This window comes from Pseudocitrobacter sp. 73 (assembly GCF_008369545.1).
Taxonomy (GTDB): Bacteria; Pseudomonadota; Gammaproteobacteria; order Enterobacterales; family Enterobacteriaceae; genus Pseudocitrobacter; species Pseudocitrobacter vendiensis.
In genome coordinates this window covers 70,599-89,878 of sequence record NZ_VTZO01000001.1, presented here as the reverse complement: position 1 = coordinate 89,878, position 19,280 = coordinate 70,599, and the positions used below count along the sequence as shown (strand labels likewise).

Annotated in this window: 23 protein-coding genes; 8 read left to right on the top strand and 15 right to left on the bottom strand. The window is 54.7% G+C overall.

Features of this window, described 5'->3' with window-relative positions:
- Positions 1-25 precede the first annotated feature (25 nt).
- Positions 26-1,039 carry an NAD(P)-dependent oxidoreductase gene (locus tag F0Q32_RS00410; RefSeq protein ID WP_149461476.1) on the top strand — a complete coding sequence of 338 codons (1,014 nt, stop codon included), beginning with the start codon at positions 26-28 and terminating at the stop codon, positions 1,037-1,039.
- 91 nt (positions 1,040-1,130) lie between these two features.
- On the opposite strand, the gene F0Q32_RS00405 is transcribed toward F0Q32_RS00410, so the two are convergent.
- Positions 1,131-1,961 (bottom strand): N-acetylmuramoyl-L-alanine amidase, encoded by an 831-nt coding sequence (locus F0Q32_RS00405; RefSeq protein ID WP_149461475.1) that lies wholly within the window; start codon positions 1,959-1,961, stop codon positions 1,131-1,133.
- Positions 1,958-2,281, bottom strand: coding sequence for a heavy metal-binding domain-containing protein (locus F0Q32_RS00400; RefSeq protein WP_149461474.1), 324 nt, complete (start codon positions 2,279-2,281; stop codon positions 1,958-1,960). Before F0Q32_RS00400 ends, F0Q32_RS00405 begins: the two co-directional genes overlap by 4 nt.
- A gap of 181 nt (positions 2,282-2,462) precedes the next feature.
- Here F0Q32_RS00400 and F0Q32_RS00395 point away from each other — a divergent pair, with 181 nt between their 5' ends.
- From F0Q32_RS00395 to artJ, 6 genes are all read left to right on the top strand, one after another.
- Complete coding sequence (locus F0Q32_RS00395; RefSeq protein WP_149461473.1) at positions 2,463-2,978, top strand: lipoprotein; 516 nt, start codon at positions 2,463-2,465, stop codon at positions 2,976-2,978.
- A 362-nt stretch (positions 2,979-3,340) separates the two neighbouring features.
- Entirely contained in the window at positions 3,341-4,069 is a 729-nt protein-coding gene (gene artP, locus F0Q32_RS00390; protein ID WP_149461472.1) for an arginine ABC transporter ATP-binding protein ArtP, read from the top strand.
- Between the two features lie 20 nt (positions 4,070-4,089).
- Positions 4,090-4,821, top strand: a complete 732-nt coding sequence (gene artI, locus F0Q32_RS00385) for an arginine ABC transporter substrate-binding protein ArtI (protein ID WP_149461471.1) — start codon at positions 4,090-4,092, stop codon at positions 4,819-4,821.
- Positions 4,822-4,827: 6 nt separating this feature from the next.
- Entirely contained in the window at positions 4,828-5,544 is a 717-nt protein-coding gene (gene artQ, locus F0Q32_RS00380; RefSeq protein WP_149461470.1) for an arginine ABC transporter permease ArtQ, read from the top strand.
- Complete coding sequence (gene artM, locus F0Q32_RS00375; protein WP_149461469.1) at positions 5,544-6,212, top strand: arginine ABC transporter permease ArtM; 669 nt, start codon at positions 5,544-5,546, stop codon at positions 6,210-6,212. Before artQ ends, artM begins: the two co-directional genes overlap by 1 nt.
- 181 nt (positions 6,213-6,393) lie before the next feature.
- A complete protein-coding gene (gene artJ, locus F0Q32_RS00370; protein WP_149461468.1) occupies positions 6,394-7,125 on the top strand; it encodes an arginine ABC transporter substrate-binding protein ArtJ in 732 nt (243 codons plus the stop codon).
- A gap of 40 nt (positions 7,126-7,165) precedes the next feature.
- On the opposite strand, the gene F0Q32_RS00365 is transcribed toward artJ, so the two are convergent.
- From F0Q32_RS00365 to F0Q32_RS00310, 12 genes are all read right to left on the bottom strand, one after another.
- Positions 7,166-8,644 (bottom strand): ATP-binding protein, encoded by a 1,479-nt coding sequence (locus tag F0Q32_RS00365; protein WP_149461467.1) that lies wholly within the window; start codon positions 8,642-8,644, stop codon positions 7,166-7,168.
- Positions 8,641-9,348 carry a response regulator transcription factor gene (locus F0Q32_RS00360; RefSeq protein WP_149461466.1) on the bottom strand — a complete coding sequence of 236 codons (708 nt, stop codon included), beginning with the start codon at positions 9,346-9,348 and terminating at the stop codon, positions 8,641-8,643. Before F0Q32_RS00360 ends, F0Q32_RS00365 begins: the two co-directional genes overlap by 4 nt.
- A gap of 73 nt (positions 9,349-9,421) precedes the next feature.
- Positions 9,422-10,555, bottom strand: coding sequence for a 23S rRNA (uracil(747)-C(5))-methyltransferase RlmC (rlmC, locus tag F0Q32_RS00355; RefSeq protein WP_149461465.1), 1,134 nt, complete (start codon positions 10,553-10,555; stop codon positions 9,422-9,424).
- A 42-nt stretch (positions 10,556-10,597) separates the two neighbouring features.
- Complete coding sequence (locus tag F0Q32_RS00350; RefSeq protein WP_149461464.1) at positions 10,598-11,122, bottom strand: YbjO family protein; 525 nt, start codon at positions 11,120-11,122, stop codon at positions 10,598-10,600.
- Between the two features lie 21 nt (positions 11,123-11,143).
- Positions 11,144-11,989, bottom strand: a complete 846-nt coding sequence (gene potI, locus F0Q32_RS00345) for a putrescine ABC transporter permease PotI (RefSeq protein WP_015965147.1) — start codon at positions 11,987-11,989, stop codon at positions 11,144-11,146.
- The gene (potH, locus tag F0Q32_RS00340; RefSeq protein WP_149461463.1) at positions 11,986-12,939 is read right to left on the bottom strand and encodes a putrescine ABC transporter permease PotH; all 954 of its coding nucleotides are present in this window, start codon (positions 12,937-12,939) and stop codon (positions 11,986-11,988) included. The genes potI and potH overlap by 4 nt, the downstream gene beginning before the upstream one ends.
- 9 nt (positions 12,940-12,948) lie before the next feature.
- Complete coding sequence (gene potG / locus F0Q32_RS00335; protein ID WP_149461462.1) at positions 12,949-14,082, bottom strand: putrescine ABC transporter ATP-binding subunit PotG; 1,134 nt, start codon at positions 14,080-14,082, stop codon at positions 12,949-12,951.
- Positions 14,083-14,188: 106 nt separating this feature from the next.
- Entirely contained in the window at positions 14,189-15,301 is a 1,113-nt protein-coding gene (gene potF, locus F0Q32_RS00330; RefSeq protein ID WP_149461461.1) for a spermidine/putrescine ABC transporter substrate-binding protein PotF, read from the bottom strand.
- A 405-nt stretch (positions 15,302-15,706) separates the two neighbouring features.
- Positions 15,707-16,189, bottom strand: coding sequence for a YbjN domain-containing protein (locus F0Q32_RS00325; RefSeq protein WP_149461460.1), 483 nt, complete (start codon positions 16,187-16,189; stop codon positions 15,707-15,709).
- Between the two features lie 118 nt (positions 16,190-16,307).
- Positions 16,308-17,210: a 30S ribosomal protein S6--L-glutamate ligase gene (rimK, locus tag F0Q32_RS00320; protein ID WP_149461459.1), complete on the bottom strand. Its 903-nt coding sequence runs from the start codon at positions 17,208-17,210 to the stop codon at positions 16,308-16,310.
- Between the two features lie 162 nt (positions 17,211-17,372).
- Positions 17,373-18,095 carry an oxygen-insensitive NADPH nitroreductase gene (gene nfsA, locus F0Q32_RS00315; protein ID WP_149461668.1) on the bottom strand — a complete coding sequence of 241 codons (723 nt, stop codon included), beginning with the start codon at positions 18,093-18,095 and terminating at the stop codon, positions 17,373-17,375.
- Positions 18,079-18,369 carry a DUF1418 family protein gene (locus F0Q32_RS00310; protein WP_149461458.1) on the bottom strand — a complete coding sequence of 97 codons (291 nt, stop codon included), beginning with the start codon at positions 18,367-18,369 and terminating at the stop codon, positions 18,079-18,081. Before F0Q32_RS00310 ends, nfsA begins: the two co-directional genes overlap by 17 nt.
- A 182-nt stretch (positions 18,370-18,551) precedes the next feature.
- On the opposite strand from F0Q32_RS00310, the gene F0Q32_RS00305 reads away from it, so the two are divergent.
- Entirely contained in the window at positions 18,552-18,815 is a 264-nt protein-coding gene (locus F0Q32_RS00305; RefSeq protein WP_015965155.1) for a GrxA family glutaredoxin, read from the top strand.
- On the opposite strand, the gene F0Q32_RS00300 is transcribed toward F0Q32_RS00305, so the two are convergent.
- Entirely contained in the window at positions 18,812-19,219 is a 408-nt protein-coding gene (locus F0Q32_RS00300) for an inner membrane protein YbjM (protein ID WP_149461457.1), read from the bottom strand. The genes F0Q32_RS00305 and F0Q32_RS00300 overlap by 4 nt on opposite strands.
- Between the last annotated feature and the right edge of the window lie 61 nt (positions 19,220-19,280).

Genomic DNA, 19,280 nt, shown 5'->3' with positions numbered 1-19,280 from the left:
AATTCTTTTTACACAGTGGATCGATATGAAGGTACTGGTTACCGGCGCGACCAGCGGGCTCGGCAGAAATGCCGTCGAGTATTTGCGCAACAAGGGCATCAGCGTCAGAGCGAGCGGTCGCAATGAAGCGATGGGCAAACTGCTGGAGAAAATGGGTGCGGAGTTCGTCCACGCCGATTTAACGGAACTGGTCTCTTCTCAGGCGAAAGTGATGCTCGCCGGTGTCGATACGCTGTGGCACTGCTCCAGCTTTACTTCTCCGTGGGGAACCCAGGAAGCGTTTGATCTCGCTAACGTGCGCGCCACGCGCCGTCTGGGCGAATGGGCCGTGGCCTGGGGCGTGCGCAACTTTATTCATATCTCCTCTCCGTCGCTCTATTTCGATTATCACCACCATCGCGATATCAAAGAAGATTTTCGTCCGCACCGTTTTGCCTGCGAATTTGCCCGCAGCAAGGCAGCAGGTGAAGAAGTCGTGCAACTGCTGGCGCAGGCTAACCCAAATACGCGCTTTACCATTCTGCGTCCGCAAAGTATTTTTGGGCCGCACGATAAGGTGTTTATCCCGCGTCTGGCGCAAATGATGCACCACTACGGCAGCGTGCTGCTGCCGCGCGGCGGCCATGCGATGGTCGATATGACTTATTACGAAAACGTGGTGCATGCCATGTGGCTGGCCAGCCAGCCGCAGTGCGACGGCCTGCCTTCTGGCCGCGCGTATAACATCACCAACGATGAACCGCGCACCCTGCGCAGCATTGTCGAGCGTTTAATTGACGAGCTGGATATCAAGTGCCGGATCCGTTCCGTACCCTACCCGATGCTGGATATGGTGGCGCGCAGCATGGAACGCTTTGGCAATAAATCCGCCAAAGAGCCGGCTCTCACCCATTATGGCGTTTCGAAACTGAACTTTGATTTCACGCTGGATATCACCCGCGCGAAAGAAGAGCTGGGTTATGCGCCGATTGTGACGCTGAACGACGGTATCGTGCGCACCGCCGCGTGGCTGGAAGATCACGGGAAGCTGCACCGCTAGCGGTGAAAATGCCCGATGGCGCTTTGCTTATCGGGCCTACAACGAGCAGTAAATGTCGGCCGGGCAAGCGCAGCGCCCCCGGCAAAAAACATCACCCCTGCCCATATTTCTCCAGCAACGCTTCCGCTATCGCCTGAGTTTGCGCATCCGCCACGCCATTCCACAGCGTCGGGCGGAAGTGCATCTGGAAGGCCATAATCACCCTTTTCTGCTGCGCGGGCGTCATATCCGGCGTCACGTCGTAACCGTAGCGTGACAACAGATCGAGCAACCCGGCGGTATCAACAGGCTGATACGGCGAGCGCCCGTTCAGGTAAAACGCGACCCGATGTGCGTCCGGCCAGGCACCAATGCCCTGCGCGGCAAGCTGCTGCCACGGAAAGAGCGGGCCGGGGTCATCTTTACGCTGCGGGGCAATATCGGCATGCGCCACCACGTTTTGCGGCTGGATGTCGTATCGGGCGATAATATCTTTTGCCAGCGGGATCAGCGCCTCAATTTGCGAAGGTGAGAATGGCGCAAAATGCTTCACACCCGCTGTTTTCTGCCAGCCGCGGTTCTCAAGCTCAATTCCCACCGAAGTGTCGTTAATCCGCGTCGCCCCTCGCCAGAAGCTGATCCCGGCATGCCAGGCCAGTTTATCTTCCGGCACTAATTGCCAGATGCGCGGTTTGCCGTTGTGGATTGGCGGCACATCGGGGATGAGATAATGCGAGCTGACATGTTTGTCCGTGAGTGTCGCCAGCGAGACGTCAAAATCGTCCGCTGTGTAGTGAATCACCAGCACTTTTACGCGTGGATACGCGGCCTGCGCCGGATGGCGGGTATCAAGCTGATACCCGGTTTTATCTATTACGCCCTTTTCGCCCGCGCAGCCCACTAAAAGCCCCGCGAGTAAAGCCAGCGTCAGGAAGCGTTTCATCGGCGCGTTTTCACCGCCGTGCCGCTGACGCTCACCATCAGCATGCTGCTGTCTTTGCCGACGGTTTCATAATCGATGTCGATACCAACAACGGCATCAGCCCCCAGCGCTTTTGCCTGCTCGCCCAGTTCCTGAAAAGCGATTTCACGCGCTTTACGCAGCTCTTTTTCATAGGCACCGGAACGACCGCCCACAATGTCACGAATGCCTGCGAAGAAATCGCGGAAGATATTGGCCCCGAGAATCGCCTCACCGGTGACCACGCCGCAATATTCCGCAATAGTCTGGCCTTCCAGCGTCGGGGTGGTTGAGAATTGCATCGTTGTACTCCTTCTTTTAACGTTCAATGCCTTAGCGTCAATCGCGCACTGCCATTATCGGCCTGATACGCTATGCTTGGAAAGGGATTCCATCATAATCGTATACACAAATCCTTCAGACTGCATCGCACAAACGACACGTTTGAAGGAGGATGTGTTGAGCTGCTTAAAAGGAAAAATTATGCGCTACTCCACTCTTGCACTCCTTCTCCCTGGCGTCATGCTGCTGAGCGCCTGTACCACCGTGACGCCAGCCTTTAAAGATATTGGTACACGAAGCGGGCCCTGCGTGGAAGGCGGGCCGGACGCCGTGGCACAAAAGTTTTACGATTATCGCATTCAGCACCGTAATAATGACCTTGCGGCACTGCGCCCTTACCTGAGCGACGATCTGGCAAAAGTGCTGAATGACAGCCGCAGCGACGCCAGCCACAGTGCGCTGTTGCAGTCCGATCCGTTCTCCAGCCGCACAACGCCTGCCGATAGCGCCAGTGTCGCCAGTGCGTCCACAATCCCAAATACGGATGCACGAAATATTCCGCTGCGTGTGACTCTCAAGCAGGGTACGCAAAGCTGGCAGGACGAAGTGCTGATGATCCGCGAAGGCCAGTGCTGGGCGGTTGATGATGTGCGTTACCTTGGCGGCAGCGTCCACGCGCCAGCCGGAACGCTGCGCCAGTCGCTTGAAAAACGTTAAGTCTTCCCCGCTATTCCCCTGTCATGGGTAAATTGTCTGGCATTCCGTGAGGAATGCCGACATTTCCGCCTTCCGCCTCGCCCACCCAACATTTTGTGCTAACTTTAAGTGTAACGCTGGTTTATATTTAAGTTTTAACGCACAAATATTGCATAACTATTCTGTCAAAGGTACTATTTGCGGCCTCAATTGCTGAAAACCTTCGAGAATTTAGCAACATTTTCATTACATAATGAGCGGGCAAAGCCGGGTTGAGCAGAAGGTTATTCTGTCTAAGCCTCCGGATACCGCAGCAACTGAGTGAGCCGCTGAACGGACGTTCAGGGTAAGTACCTACAGCTAACGCATCTTGACGAGTATCGATGAGCATTAAATTAAACGGCATTAACTGCTTCTACGGCGCGCATCAGGCGCTGTTCGACATCACGCTTGAGTGCCCGCAGGGTGAAACCCTGGTACTGTTGGGGCCAAGCGGCGCGGGTAAGAGCTCGCTGCTGCGCGTGCTGAATCTCCTTGAGATGCCGCGCTCCGGCACGCTGAGCATCGCCGGTAATCACTTTGATTTCGCCAAAGCACCGTCGGATAAAGCCATTCGCGAACTGCGCCAGAACGTCGGCATGGTGTTCCAGCAGTACAACCTCTGGCCACACCTCACCGTGGTGCAAAATCTGATTGAAGCGCCCTGCCGCGTGCTGGGCCTGAGCAAAGAAAACGCGATGGCGCGCGCCGAGAAACTGCTCGAGCGTTTACGCCTGAAGCCCTACAGCGATCGTTATCCGCTGCACCTTTCGGGTGGTCAGCAACAGCGTGTGGCGATTGCCCGCGCGCTGATGATGGAACCGCAGGTTCTGCTGTTTGATGAACCGACCGCGGCTCTTGACCCGGAAATCACCGCCCAGATCGTCAGCATCATTCGCGAACTGGCGGAAACCAACATTACTCAGGTGATCGTCACCCACGAAGTGGAAGTGGCGCGTAAAACCGCCAGCCGCGTGGTGTACATGGAAAACGGCTATATCGTTGAACAGGGCGATAACAGCTGCTTCACCCAGCCACAGACTGAAGCGTTTAAGAATTACCTTTCTCACTGAAGAGACCCGGGACAATGACCATGAAAAAAGTACTGATTGCCGCACTGCTCGCAAGCGTAAGCCTTTCTGCTGGCGCCGCTCAGACCATCCGTTTCGCAACCGAAGCGTCCTATCCTCCGTTCGAATCGATGGATGCCAACAACAAGATTGTTGGTTTTGACGTCGACCTGGCGAATGCGCTGTGTAAAGAGATTGATGCCACCTGCACCTTCTCTAACCAGTCTTTCGACAGCCTGATCCCAAGCCTGAAATTCCGCCGCGTTGACGCGGTGATGGCAGGAATGGACATCACGCCTGAGCGTGAAAAACAGGTGCTCTTCACCACTCCGTATTACGACAACTCGGCGCTGTTCATCGGCCAGCAGGGTAAAGTCGCCAGCATCGATGCGCTGAAAGGCAAGAAAGTGGGTGTGCAGAACGGCACCACTCACCAGAAATTCATCATGGATAAACATCCGGAAATCACCACCGTACCGTACGACAGCTATCAGAATGCGAAGCTGGACCTGCAAAACGGTCGTATCGATGCAGTCTTCGGTGACTCAGCCGTGGTGAACGAATGGCTGAAAGCCAACGCCAAACTGGCCGCCATCGGCGACAAAGTGACGGATAAAGACTACTTCGGCACGGGTCTTGGCATCGCGGTTCGTCAGGGCAACACCGAGCTGCAGCAGAAATTCAACGCAGCCCTGGAAAAAGTGAAAAAAGATGGCACTTATCAAACCATCTACAGCAAATGGTTCCAGAAGTAAGATCTGATGAACGAATTTTTTCCATTAGCAAGCGCCGCCGGGATGACCGTCGGCCTTGCCGTTTGTGCTCTGGTCATTGGGCTGGCGCTGGCGATGTTCTTCGCGGTATGGGAGTCAGCAAAATGGCGCCCTGTCGCGTGGGCGGGCTCCGCTATCGTGACCATTTTGCGTGGGCTGCCGGAAATTCTGGTGGTCCTGTTTATCTATTTCGGTTCCTCACAGCTGCTGCTGATGCTGTCGGACGGCTTCACGCTTAACCTTGGCGTGGTGCAAATTCCGGTACAGATGCAGATCGAAAACTTCGACGTTAGCCCGTTCCTGTGCGGCGTGATTGCGCTGTCGCTGCTTTATGCTGCCTATGCCTCGCAAACCCTGCGCGGCGCGCTGAAAGCGGTGCCAATTGGCCAATGGGAATCTGGCCAGGCGCTGGGCCTGTCGAAAGCGGCGATTTTCTTCCGTCTGGTGATGCCGCAAATGTGGCGTCATGCGCTGCCGGGGCTCGGTAACCAGTGGCTGGTGCTGCTGAAGGATACCGCGCTGGTGTCGCTGATTAGCGTGAATGATTTAATGCTGCAAACCAAAAGTATCGCCACGCGTACGCAGGAGCCGTTTACCTGGTACATCGTCGCAGCGGCGATTTACCTGGTGATCACCCTGCTCAGCCAGTACATCCTCAAACGCATTGACCTGCGTACCACTCGCTTCGAACGGAGACCAGGCTGATGCTCGAGTATTTACCGGAACTGATGAAAGGGCTGCACACCAGCCTGACGCTAACCGTGGCGTCCATTGCCGTTGCGCTGATCCTGTCGCTGATTTTCACCATCGTTCTGACGCTGAAAACGCCGGTGCTGGTCTGGATTGTGCGCGGTTATATCACCCTGTTTACCGGCACACCGCTGCTGGTGCAAATCTTCCTGATTTACTACGGCCCGGGCCAGTTCCCGTCGTTGCAGGATTATCCGGGGCTGTGGCATTTGCTCTCTGAACCGTGGCTGTGCGCGTTAATCGCCCTGTCGCTGAACAGTGCCGCGTATACCACTCAGTTGTTCTACGGGGCAATTCGCGCCATTCCTGATGGGCAGTGGCAATCCTGTAGCGCGCTGGGAATGAGCAAGAAAGATACGCTGGCGATTCTGCTGCCGTACGCGCTGAAACGTGCCTTGTCTTCCTACTCAAACGAAGTGGTGCTGGTCTTCAAAAGTACCTCTCTGGCCTACACCATCACGCTGATGGAAGTGATGGGCCACGGGCAGTTGCTGTATGGTCGCACCTACGACGTGATGGTCTTTGGCGCGGCAGGCGTAGTCTATCTTATCGTTAACGGTCTGTTGACGTTGCTGATGCGTCTGATTGAGCGAAAAGCGCTGGTGTTTGAGCGCAGAAACTGATGACGCTAATTGCATAAAGGCACAATCACAGAGCGGGCAACCTTTTAAGTTGTCCGCTTTTTTTTATATTCAATAAAATAAAAAATCATTTTTATTGAATATAAATTCAAAAACAGGCAGGATGTATTCATGCCACACGCAGGGCAGCATCTTTTAATTTTGACAGACGGGAGCCTTACCGATGAAAAAGTTTGTTCTGGCCGCATTACTCGCCACCTTCGCCGCTGGCGCCAGCGCCGCAGATAAAATCAACTTTGGCGTTTCCGCAACCTACCCACCGTTTGAGTCGATGGATGCCAACAATCAGATTGTCGGCTTTGATATCGATCTGGCGAAAGCGTTGTGCAAACAGATGCAGGCAGAGTGCACCTTCACTAACCACGCGTTTGATAGCCTGATCCCGGCGCTGAAATTCAAAAAATATGACGCCGTGATTTCCGGTATGGATATCACGCCGGAACGTAGCAAGCAGGTGGCGTTCACCGAACCGTACTATGCCAACTCCGCGCTGGTGATCGCGAAGAAAGATACCTATAAAACCTTCACTGACCTGAAAGGCAAACGCATCGGGATGGAAAACGGCACCACCCACCAGAAATACCTGATGGATAAACATCCGGAAGTGAAAACCGTGGCCTATGACAGCTACCAGAACGCGATTATCGACCTGAAAAATGGCCGTATTGATGGCGTATTTGGTGATACCGCGGTGGTGAACGAGTGGCTGAAAACTAACCCGCAATTGGGCGCGGCGACCGAGAAAGTGACCGATCCGCAATACTTCGGCACCGGTCTGGGCATCGCGGTTCGTCCGGATAACAAAGCCCTGCTGGAAAAACTGAACGGCGCGCTGAAAGCGATTAAAGCTGATGGCACCTATCAGAAAATCAGCAATCAGTGGTTCCCTGAGTAATCGCTCTTCGTCGGATGGCGGCTGCACCGCCATCCGGCAATTACCGCCCGCACGGAAGCCAAAACCGAAAACACGCCCCGCCGGTTGATTCCTCCAGCCCAATGCCCCCACCGTGTAGCTCCAGCATTTTTTTGACGATCAGCAAACCTAACCCACCGCGCTTCTCGCGCGTTGCCTGCTGACTGAGCGCCGAAGGACGCACAAAAAGCTGTTCCCGCACCGCCGCATCAATGCCCGGCCCGCTGTCGGCCACTTCCATCTGCAACCGTTCCTCCTGCTGCCAAATCTTCAGGCGGATCGTTCCACCCGGCGGCGTATGACGAATCGCATTATCAAGCAAATTGGTCACCACGCGCTCCACCATCGAGAGATCGGCGTTGATCAGCGGTAAATGCCCGGGGATCTCCGTCTGTAAGGTGATTTTGCGTGTCTCAAGGGGAAGATCAAATTTCTGCACCACATCGGAAACCAGTTCGCTCAGGGCAAAACGCTCCCGCTGCGGCTTAATTGCCCCATGCTCCAGCCGGGCCAGCTCAAACAGCTCCTGTGAAAGGTGACGTACTTTGTGCCCCTGGCGCAGGGCGATTTCCAGATAATGCCGGGATTCTTCTGGTGTCAGCGTAGCGGCTTTCATTGACAGGGTTTCGAGATACCCCAATAACGAAGTCAACGGTGTACGCAGGTCGTGCGAAATATTGGCGATAAACTCACGGCGCTGGCGATCGCTGTCAGCCAGTTCATCCCACTGCGAGGCAATCTTACGTGCCAGCTCAATAAACGTATTGCGCAGCAACGCCACTTCATCGCCCGGCTCATCGACCGTCGGCTGGGCGGCGAGATGTTTAATCGCGCTAATGCTGTCCTGATCGATACGGCTGGCTTCGCGCGTTAAGGCATTCACCGGACGTGTCACCCACTGACGCACCAGCACCGCCACCAGGCCCCCAACGGCCGCCACTAACAGCAGCGCCCACAGCAGCGTGCTCCACAGGGTCTTGTACCAGGCATTTTCTGCCAGTGCGTTGAGTTCTTCACCCTGCAAAATGATATACAGATACCCGCGCAGTTCACCGTCCTGACGAAGCGGTGCGGCGCTAAAGACTTTATGCTTATCAGCACTGCGCGGGTCATCGCCATACACCGGCATCGCGGCCTGATTCAGAAACTGTTCTACGGGTGCGAGCGCGACGCGCTGGCGTTTGATATGCCCGGGCGGCGCGGCATCGGCCAGAATCTCGCCGTCGGGCGAGATAACATAGAGTTCCACGCTGGGATTAAAGGTCATCAGACGGTCAAATAGCGGTTTTAGCGTGTTGCGATCCACCCTGCCCTGCGCATCCATGAGCGGCTCTCTGCGCACAATCTGCTGCGCCAGATTCCCCGACAGCCGCTGCACCATGGCGTTACCAAACTGCATGCTGCTGTAGAGTTGCACTGCCCCGGCAATGGTCGCGCACAACACCAACAGCAGAATAAACAGCAGCGTTAAGCGCTGGCTCAGGCTAAGTTTCACTTTCATGCCGGGCCTCCAACAAACCGATACCCTTTGCCCCACACGGTCAGAATGATTTCCGGCTCGGCGGCGTTATGTTCTATTTTGACGCGCAGGCGGTTAATGTGTGTATTCACCGTGTGTTCGTAGCCTTCATGCTGATAGCCCCACACCTTCTCCAGCAGATCAAGGCGCGAGAAAGTCTCCCCTGGATGGCGGGCGAAGAACCACAGTAAATCGAATTCACGCGGGGTGAGATCGACCAGATTACCGCGCAAACGCACACTGCGCGCCAGCGGGTCGATCACCAGCCCATGGGCCGTAATGGTGCCGCTGGTTTGCTGCACATCCTGCCCCATTGCCTGCTGGCGGCGGAACAGCGCTTTAATACGCGCCACCAGCTCCTGCACCGAGAACGGCTTTGCCAGATAATCATCGGCCCCGGTTTCAAGGCCCAGAATGCGTTCCGTTTCGCTGCTGCGCGCGCTAATGATAATCACCGGCAGATAGCGCCCGCGCTCACGAATACGCTGGCAAATCGTCAGCCCATCGACGTTAGGCAGCATTAAATCGAGGATAACCATATCCCATTGCGTCTGCTCCAGGCGCTGCAACGCCCTGCCACCGTCCTCTTCATGGACGATGGTATAGCCTTCATCTTCAAGGTTGAGTTGCAGCAGCGTGGCGATATCGCGATCGTCTTCCACCAGCAGGATCTGTTTTGCCGTCATTAATCAGTGCCTTTTCCACATCTTCTAAGATAAAGCTTACCTGATTTCCACCCGACAAAAGTTCACATTTTGTTTAACTTCCGCTTTTTACCAGCAGCGTAAGCACTTCGTAGTGGGCAGTATGCGGGAACATGTCGAACAGCTGAACCCTCGCGATGTGATAACCCGGCAGATTAGCTATATCTTTTGCCATCGTCTGGGCGTTACAGCTGGAGTAGATAATAAACGGCGGGGCCATCTGGCTTAAGTAATCGCACAGCGCTTTACCAATGCCCCGTCGCGGCGGATTGACCAGCACCAGCTCGGGCACGTCACCCTGGGCGGTGGCAAACTGCGTGGAATCAAGCGCCTGAAACTGAAGCTTAGTGAGCCCCAGTTGTGCCGCAGACTGCTTCGCACAGGCGATGGCTTCCGGGGCAATTTCGATACCGGTGAGGGTCATCTCCGGTGTCGCGCAGTGCAGGCCAAAACCGCCGACGCCACAGAAGAGATCCCACATGTGCGTGACCGGCAGTGCGCGCACCCAGTCGCGCGCCGTCGCGTATAAGGCGCTGGCAACGGTCGGGTTGGTCTGGAAGAAACTTTGCGGACGGATCCACAGCGGCACGCCATTAAACGTTTCCGCCAGCGCCTGCTGTTCGGTAAAGAAGATCTCCTGCTCGCCTTCCATGATCGCCATGTGTACCGGCTGAATATTGGCGGTGATTACTTTTAGCTGTGGTAACTGCGCCTGTAAGGCTGGCAGCGCGGCGCGCAGTTGTTCAAGCTTACTTTCTGAGCGCAGCACAAAGCGCAGCATCATGCCGCCATCGCGCTGGCTTTCGGTCAGCAGCAGATACTTCAGCTCGCCACGTTTACGCGCGACGTTATAGGGCGTCAGCCCGGCGCGGGCAATGAACGGCTTGAGCGCGGCGAAAACCGGCGCGAAAGAATCGGGATACAGCGGGCAATCGGTCAGGTCAACCGGTGTGCCGTCGCGGTGCAGCATGCCCAGCAACGGTTTTTCCACGCTGCCGCTGACCACCATTTTGGCTTTATTACGAAAACCCTGCTCCGGCCCGCTGACGGGTGCGCACCACGCCTCTACCGCCTCCCCGGCCAGCAGCGTGTGGAGATCGTTCATCTTAGCGGCGAGTTGATCGTTTACCGGCTGTTCAATCCACTGACAGGAGCGACAGCGACCCGCGTCATAAAGTGCGCACTGCATACAAAGACCTTCAGAAATTCAGGGGCGGCGATTGTATCATCGTTATTGGAAGCGGAAAAACCGTCGACTGTGTGCTGGGACAAAAAGCAGGAACAGGACCAGCATATCCGGCATTTTCTGCATCACCAGCGAACGGAATATTTCACGTTTTGATTCCCCGGCGATGCTGAACAGTTCCGGGTATCCATAACCCAGCGAGGCGGCCCATAAATAGCTGGCAGCGATAATCTGCGTCAGCAGATAGAGCCAGCGCGCCCAGTTGCGCCCTTTCACCACCGAAAACGCACACCAGATCTCAACAAACACCAGAGTCAGGCTCGCCAGAAACACCAGCGTCAGGTTCCAGGTTTGCACGCTGCGATGAATAAAATCAAGGAGCCCGCGCAAACCCAGCAGATTAAAAATCATCAACAGATCGAGGCAGCGAATCAAAATAATGGCGAGCGCGGCCACCTGCACCAGAGCAGGAACGTTTAAGCTGGCATGTGAACGGCTGGTTTTAGCAAAGAATCCCAAGATGTCGTCTTCCGTGAAAACGGTTCCCTGCTGACAGGGAACCGAATACAACCTTGCTTAATTTTAAGAGGATTATCCTTGTCTTGCACGTTGGATATCACGCGTACGCTGCTTTTCTGCGCGTGCCATCAAATACCAGGCGATAAATCCGACAATTCCGACTACCGCGAGAATGAGCGTCGCCAGAGCGTTAATTTCCGGGTTGACGCCCATACGCACGTTGGAGAAGACCAGCATCGGTAGCGTGGTCGCCCCCGGCCCGGAAACGAAGCTGGCAATCACCAGATCGTCCAGTGACAGCGTAAACGCCAGAAGCCAGCCCGAGATCACCGCCGGCATAATCATCGGCAAGGTAATGATAAAGAACACTTTCAGCGGCGTCGCCCCGAGGTCCATCGCCGCTTCTTCAATCGAGCGGTCCAGCTCACGCAGACGCGACGAAATCACCACCGCCACATACGCCGTACAGAACGTGACGTGCGCCAGCCAAATGGTGAGCATGCCACGATCGGACGGCCAGCCGATGGCGTGACCGAGCGAAACGAACAACAGTAATAACGATAACCCGGTGATGACATCCGGCATTACCAGCGGTGCGGTTATCATAAAGGCAAAGCCGTTGGAGCCGCGAAAACGGCCAAAACGCACCATCACCACCGCCGCAATCGTGCCCAGAATCGCCGCCATGGTTGCCGCGCAGGCGGCAATGGTCAGGCTAAGCCCCACCGCGCTCATCATCGCATCGTCGCGGAACAGTTCGCCGTACCAACGCGTTGACCACCCCGCCCACACGGTTACCAGTTTTGAACTGTTAAACGAGTAAATGACCAGCATCAGCATCGGCGCATACAGGAACGTAAATCCGAGCACCAGAATCAGAATTCGCCATGGTGAGCGGACGACCGGTAAGTTGTTCATCCGTGTTCTCCCATCTGTTTTTGCTGATGTTTGTGGAACCACATGATCGGCACAATCAGCAGCAGGAGCATGACGATCGCCACCGCCGACGCCACCGGCCAGTCGCGGTTGTTAAAGAACTCCTGCCACAGCACGCGACCAATCATAATGCTATCCGGGCCGCCAAGCAGTTCCGGAATAACAAACTCCCCCACCGCCGGGATAAACACCAGCATCGATCCGGCAATAATCCCGCCTTTCGTTAACGGCACAATCACGCTGAAGAAGGTTTTCAGCGGCCTTGCGCCCAGATCCAGGGACGCTTCCACCAGCGAGTAATCAATTCGCGTCAACGCCGTGTAGATAGGCAGCACCATAAACGGCAGATAGGCGTACACAATGCCGATATACACCGCGAGATTGGTGTGCAGGATCTCCAGCGGCTGGTCGATAATGCCGGCCCATTGCAGGAAATTGCTTAACACGCCGTTGCCTTTAAGAATGCCCATCCAGGCATAAACGCGAATCAAAAACGACGTCCACGACGGCAGGATCACCAGCAATAACAGAATATTGCGCGTCGATGGCTTACTGTGCGCCACCGCCCACGCCAGCGGGTAGCCCAACAGCAGGCAGAAGATCGTCGAAATACCCGCCATCTGCAACGACTGGAAATAGGCCTCTATGTACAGGGGATCGTCGGTTAATTGCAGGAAATTGCCAAAATTAAGCGACAGCGTAAGCTGCCCATCGTCCCACGACATGAGATCCGTATACGGAGGAATAGCACGCGCCATCTCGGCCAGGCTGATTTTGAATACTGTCAGAAATGGCAGCAAAAACAGCAAAATTAGCCAGATAAACGGCAGCGCGATAACTAATTTACGCCCGTGCGCGACGTTCATACGCGTGAGCCACCGGGCAAAACCCGCCGGTTTCGCGGCGCGGGCTGGCGATTCTAAAGCACTCATCCGCCCTCCTTACACCGTCAGAACAACACAGCTGTCGGCATCCCAGCACAGACGCACTTCATCGCCCCAGGTGGGTAATCCTTTTCGATAGCGATGTTCATTCTGTAGCTGCGCGCTGATCATCTGCCCGCTTTTCAGGCGCACGTGATAAATCGACAAGTCGCCGAGATAGGCAATATGCACCACCTCACCCACGGCAAAGTTATAGCCATTTTCAGGCGGCGCCTCGCAGAGCATGATTTTTTCCGGCCGCAGCGCGACGTATACCGGGACGTTATCCACCACCGACGCATCGGCATCGACCTTCAATGGATGCACCAGCCCCGGAGAATCAATCACCAGCCCGTCGTCTTCGCGCGACTTCAGTAGCCCTTCAAAGACATTCACTGAGCCAATAAACTCCGCGCTGTAGCGGGTGGTCGGATGCTCGTAAATCTCCTCCGGCTCGCCAATCTGCACAAACTTGCCGCGATTCATAATGGCGATGCGCCCGGCCATGGTCATCGCCTCTTCCTGGTCGTGCGTCACCATCACGCAGGTCGCGCCAACACGCTCCAGAATATCGACCACCTCCAGTTGCATCCGGTCGCGCAGTTTCTTATCCAGCGCGCCCATCGGCTCATCCAGCAGCAATAACTTTGGCCGCTTCGCCAGACTTCTGGCCAGTGCTACACGCTGACGTTGACCGCCGGACAACTGATGTGGTTTACGTTTGGCAAATTCCTGCATATGTACCAGCGCCAACATTTCCGCGACACGGGCGCTAATTTCCGCTTTCGGCAGTTTGTCCTGCTTCAGGCCAAAAGCAATGTTTTGCTCAACGGTCATGTGGGGAAACAAGGCATAGGACTGAAACATCATGTTGATCGGACGCTGATAGGGCGGAACGTGCGCCAGGTCGACACCGTCGAGCATAATCTGCCCAGCGCTGGGCTGCTCAAAGCCAGCCAGCATACGCAGCAGCGTAGATTTTCCGCAGCCGGATGCACCAAGCAGCGCAAAAATTTCGCCTTTATAAATGGTGAGGCTGACGTCATCCACGGCATGTTGGCCGTCATAAGATTTGGTCAGATTACGTATCTCCAGCAGCGGGGTGAGCGCTTTACGGATTTTCGCCTGTGGGCGGGGGGTCGCGTCGTTCAATGGGGTGCTCTCCGGCAAAAAAAATACACTCGTTATGGCCCGGTTGCCATACGAAAAACTGCTCTGCTAATCCGCCCGGTCGCGCGCGCCGGGCGGATTGCGTCAGTTATTTACCGCTTTTTACTTTGGTCCACGCGCGGGTACGCACGCGATCAATCTTCGGCTCCTGCACTTTCAGGGTGAAGAGTTTGGCGAATACATCCGGCGGCGGATAAATGCCAGGATTATTGCGGATCGCCTCACTCACTAACGGGGTTGAGGCTTTATTGCCGTTGGCATAGAAAATATGATCGCTGATATGCGCCACCACATCAGGCTTCATCAGGTAGTTGAGGAACTGATAGGCTTCATCTTTATTTTTCGCATCGGCAGGCATCGCGAAGACATCAAAGAACGCCATAGCCCCCTCTTTCGGAATGCTAAAGGAAACATTCACGCCATTTTTCGCTTCTTTCGCGCGGTTCGCCGCCTGCCATACATCACCCGCCCAGCCGATGGCCACGCAGATGTCGCCGTTCGCCAGGTCGTTGATATATTGGGAGGAGTGGAAGTACCGCACGTTCGGACGCAGCTTCAGCAGCAGGTCTGTCGCCGGGCCGGTATAGTCATCTGCTTTGGTGCTGTTCGGATCTTTGCCCAGATAATTCAACACGGTGGCAAAGACCTCCTCCGGGGCATCAAGGAAGGAAACGCCGCAGCTTTTCAGCTTCTCCAGATTTTCAGGTTTGAAGATGAGATCCCAGCTGTTCACGGGCGCATCCGCACCGAGCACCGCTTTCACTTTATCAACGTTGTAGCCAATACCGGTCGTTGCCCACATATAGGGCATCGCGTATTTGTTGTCCGGATCGTGTTTCGCCACCAGCTTCAGCACTTCCGGGTCGAGATTTTTCCAGTTCGGCAGTTTGCTTTTATCCAGCGGCTGGAACACGCCCGCCGTTAACTGGCGCTCCAGGAAGCTCGCCGAGGGCACGACAAGGTCAAACCCGGTGCTGCCCGCCATCAGTTTTCCTTCCAGCACTTCGTTGGAATCGAAAACGTCATACACCACTTTTATGCCGGTCTCTTTTTCAAAATTCGCCACCGTATCCGGCGCGATATAATCAGACCAGTTATAGATATGCAGCGTTTTTTGCTCCGCAGCGAGCGCGCTTGCCGAGGTGGCCATCAGCACACCCGTCACCAGACCCGTTAACCATTTTTTACTGAAAGCGGCCATATCTCTTTTCCTTCTCAACGTCCGTTAACATTTGGACCAAATACACGCAGTCGGAGGTATGCAATAATCATGCATATTTTGTCGTACCGCATTGAAGAAGAAATGGTTCCTCTCGCTGCAGTCGTTGCTCGCTTAACGGATGCAAAAACCTCGCCAAATCTGCAAAAGGTTTGGCTAGTGAGGGGGAATCATCCGGGCATCGCAAGAATAACTGTAGCCAGAGATAGAGGCTATAGCTCAGCGTTAAAAACGCCTTTTATCAATTTTTTATGCAAGATCACTCTATCTGATAGGCCAAAAGGGCCTATCAGATAGTGAATGAATCTTTAAAATTAGGTTAAATACGGAATAAACGAACGTGATACGCAACCGCGCTGGCAATGGCTGCGCTATTCGGGGGTAGGATCAGTGGAGAAAGTGGTATTGAATCTCTTCAGATGGCTGATCTTCCTCTTCTTCCGTTTTGAACAGCAATTGCTGCGCGAAAGCCTCCAGAATCACCATCGACACCTGTTCTTCGCTTTGACGCATAAAGGCGACAAACTGCTCGTAGGCCACACCCACAGAGGCAGATAAAGACTGGCAAACCACCAGCTTTGGCAGATTATCATCCTGTACATCGATGAACGCCTTGACCGTCAGCGAGCTGGCATTAATCGCAGAGAGATCCGCCGCCATCGCTAACAGTGCGGTTGGCCGAATTTCCGCCAGCGCAGAGAAGAGAATGGTGTTATCAATAAGGTCGATTTTAGCGTCAAACACGCCATCAAAATTTTGCATATGCGGCAGGTGCAACGCCTGACAGGTATCGCATTCATAGAAGCTGATGCCTGATTCGTCGAGCCACTGACGTAACGTATCCAGACTCGGGACGACGAGTGAATCCATATGACCTATGACCTCATGCGGTTTAAAACAGAACAAAACCGGGCAATGGGCCCGGCATTCGATCGCTATAGCTTACGCAAAATTGCACGCGTATACCACGAAAGCCGAAAAAACAGTCTCAGCCGCCGATTTTCAGACAAAAGCCAGGATGTGCCTGATGCTCAATCCACTCGATCATTTTGCCCGCGATATCAATACCGGTGGTTTTCTCAATGCCTTCCAGCCCCGGCGAGGCGTTTACTTCCATCACCAGCGGCCCCCGCGTAGCCCGCAGAATATCCACACCGGCGACATCAAGCCCCAGCGTTTGTACGGCCTTCACGGCAATTTCGCGCTCGCGCAGCGTAATTTCCGCCACCGTCGCCACGCCGCCGCGATGTAAGTTAGAGCGGAAATCCCCCTCTTTCGCTCGCCGCTCAATCGCCGCCACCACACGATCGCCGACCACCAGGCAACGAATGTCGCATCCCTTCGCTTCTTCAATATATTCCTGAACCAGAATATGCGCGTTTAAGCCGCGAAAGGCGTCAATCACACTTTCCGCTGCCTGACGCGTCTCAGCAAGCACAACGCCAATACCCTGCGTGCCTTCCACCAGTTTCACCACCAGCGGTGCACCGCCGACCATATCGATTAAATCGCTGGTGTCATCGGGCGAATGGGCGATACCGGTCACAGGCAGGTCGATACCCTGACGAGCCAGCAGTTGCAGCGATCGCAGCTTGTCACGCGCGCGGGTGATTGCGACAGATTCATTAAGCGGATAGCTGCCCAGCAGTTCAAACTGACGCAGCGCCGCTGTGCCATAAAAAGTGATCGCCGAACCAATACGCGGGATCACCGCGTCAAAATGCGGGAGCTTGCGCCCTTTATAATGGATGGACGACGCGGACGGGCTGATGTTCATATAGCAGGAGAGCGGATCGAGAATTTCGACGATATGACCACGGCGCATTGCCGCTTCACGCAGACGCTTACAGGAATAGAGCGTTCCATCCCGGGACAAAATGGCAATTTTCACCTTTTACCTCGCTAAAAAACCTGAAAAAAGCCCGCGTATCATACACGCACCGCCGGAAGAAAAATGGCGTCCGGCGGCCTTTTTTTCTTTCTAATAATCAAATTATTCGAATCGTATCAACGCGCGCAGCCAACGCAGAGACAATTTGAAGGATGAAGATTATTAGCGGGTCGCCCAGCCCTGCTTGTGGAGATAATCGAGAATAAACGGGCGATTCTCTTTGATGATGGTGCGGCGAATATGATCGCTCCAGGTGTCACGACGGTTATTGCTGCCGCGCGAGAGATAATATTCCGCAAGCTGTTCGTCGTATTTCGCCAGTTCGTTAGCATCCAGCGGTTGATAATGGTTTTCATGCACCACGATAGAAGCAGGCAGGCGCGGTTTAATATCCGGATTGCTGTCCGGCCAGCCCAGGCACAAACCAAACAGCGGCAGCACGTGTTCAGGCAGTTTCAACAGCTCGGTCACTGCCTCAATGCTGTTACGAATTCCGCCGATGTAAACACCGCCGAGCCCAAGGGATTCTGCGGCGGTAAAGGCATTCTGCGCCATCAACGCGGTATCGACCACGCCCAGCAGCAGTTGCTCCGCCAGGCCGAGCTGCGCGTCCGGGCAAATTTGCAGATGGCGATTAAAATCGGCGCAGAAAACCCAGAATTCCGCAGCCTGCGCGACATGCTGTTGGCCGCCGGTCATCTCGACCAGTTGCGCGCGCATTGTTTTATCGGTGATGCGGATAATCGAACTGCACTGTAAAAAACTCGAACTGGATGCCGCCTGGGCGCTGGCGATAATCGCCGCGCGTTGCTCGTCACTGATGGGCTTATCGGTAAACTGGCGAATAGAACGATGGCTGAGAAGCAGATCAATGGTCGGCGTCATCATGTTTTTCCTTTTCTTGTTTAGGGGGCGTTTTGGCACTACGCCCCATCAATTGTGGTGCAACGGTTTGCGCCATGCCCCAAAACAGGGCAAAAGCGGCGGGGAGCATCAGGATTATCCCGGCGAAAATCATCACCGCCGCCGCCTCCTGGCTGGCAACAGGCGCAGGCAATGTGACATAGCCGTTGAGAGAGAGCCAGGCGGCCCCTAACAACACCATGCCGATTGCTTCCAGAATCAAAACGCTTTTGGGTAACGCCCCGAGCGAACGCATGCGTCCTCCGCTTAACCGTGTTGCTTTATCAGACCTCAAGTCTATCTCACACAAAGCGATTGTTGCAGGGCAATTCGCCACACATAGTCAGAATGAATCGAAGCAACAGGCAGAACCTTCTTTCGCACCAGACGTAATCAGGTCATGATGAGCGCCTTATTTTAAGGTTGAGGAGAGAAACGATGTTCACCGTAATTTTTGGTCGCCCGGGATGCCCGTACTGTGTTCGCGCAAAAGAACTGGCTGAAAAACTGACGCAGGAACGCGACGACTTCAACTATCGCTACGTTGATATTCATGCGGAAGGCATCAGCAAAGCCGATCTGGAAAAAACAGTGGGTAAACCGGTTGAGACGGTGCCGCAGATCTTCGTTGATCAGCAGCACATCGGTGGCTGTACGGATTTTGAAGCCTGGGCAAAAGAGACCCTCGGCCTGTACGCTTAATCCTTCCGATGCCCATCCAGCGGGTGGGCATCCTCATCACGGTTTTTCAGCCGTAATAGGGCTGTCACAAACAAGAAGCACAACGCCCCCAGTGCACACCAGAATACCGCACTAAACAACCACGCCAGCTCCTGCCAGAACGAACGCTCAGAATAGAAAAACAACCGCATCAGCACCATACATAATGGCGCTGCCAGAATCGCGCCGACCAGTGGCCGTAACAAGCGACGTCTTGGGGAGATAAAGCTGGCGACCGCACCGGGAATTAAAAAGAACAATAACCCCAGCTCAGGCGCGCCAGACGCACGAAATGCGCCCTTCATATGCAGCAGCAATGAAAAGAAAACCACGATAAAAAGCAGGAAACAGCAGATCACGCCGGTCCAGCCGCGTTCAGATCTCAAAGGATCCTCCTGAAAAATTCTCTATCAAACTCAACATTTCACCCATTGGGCGCCCAGTCAG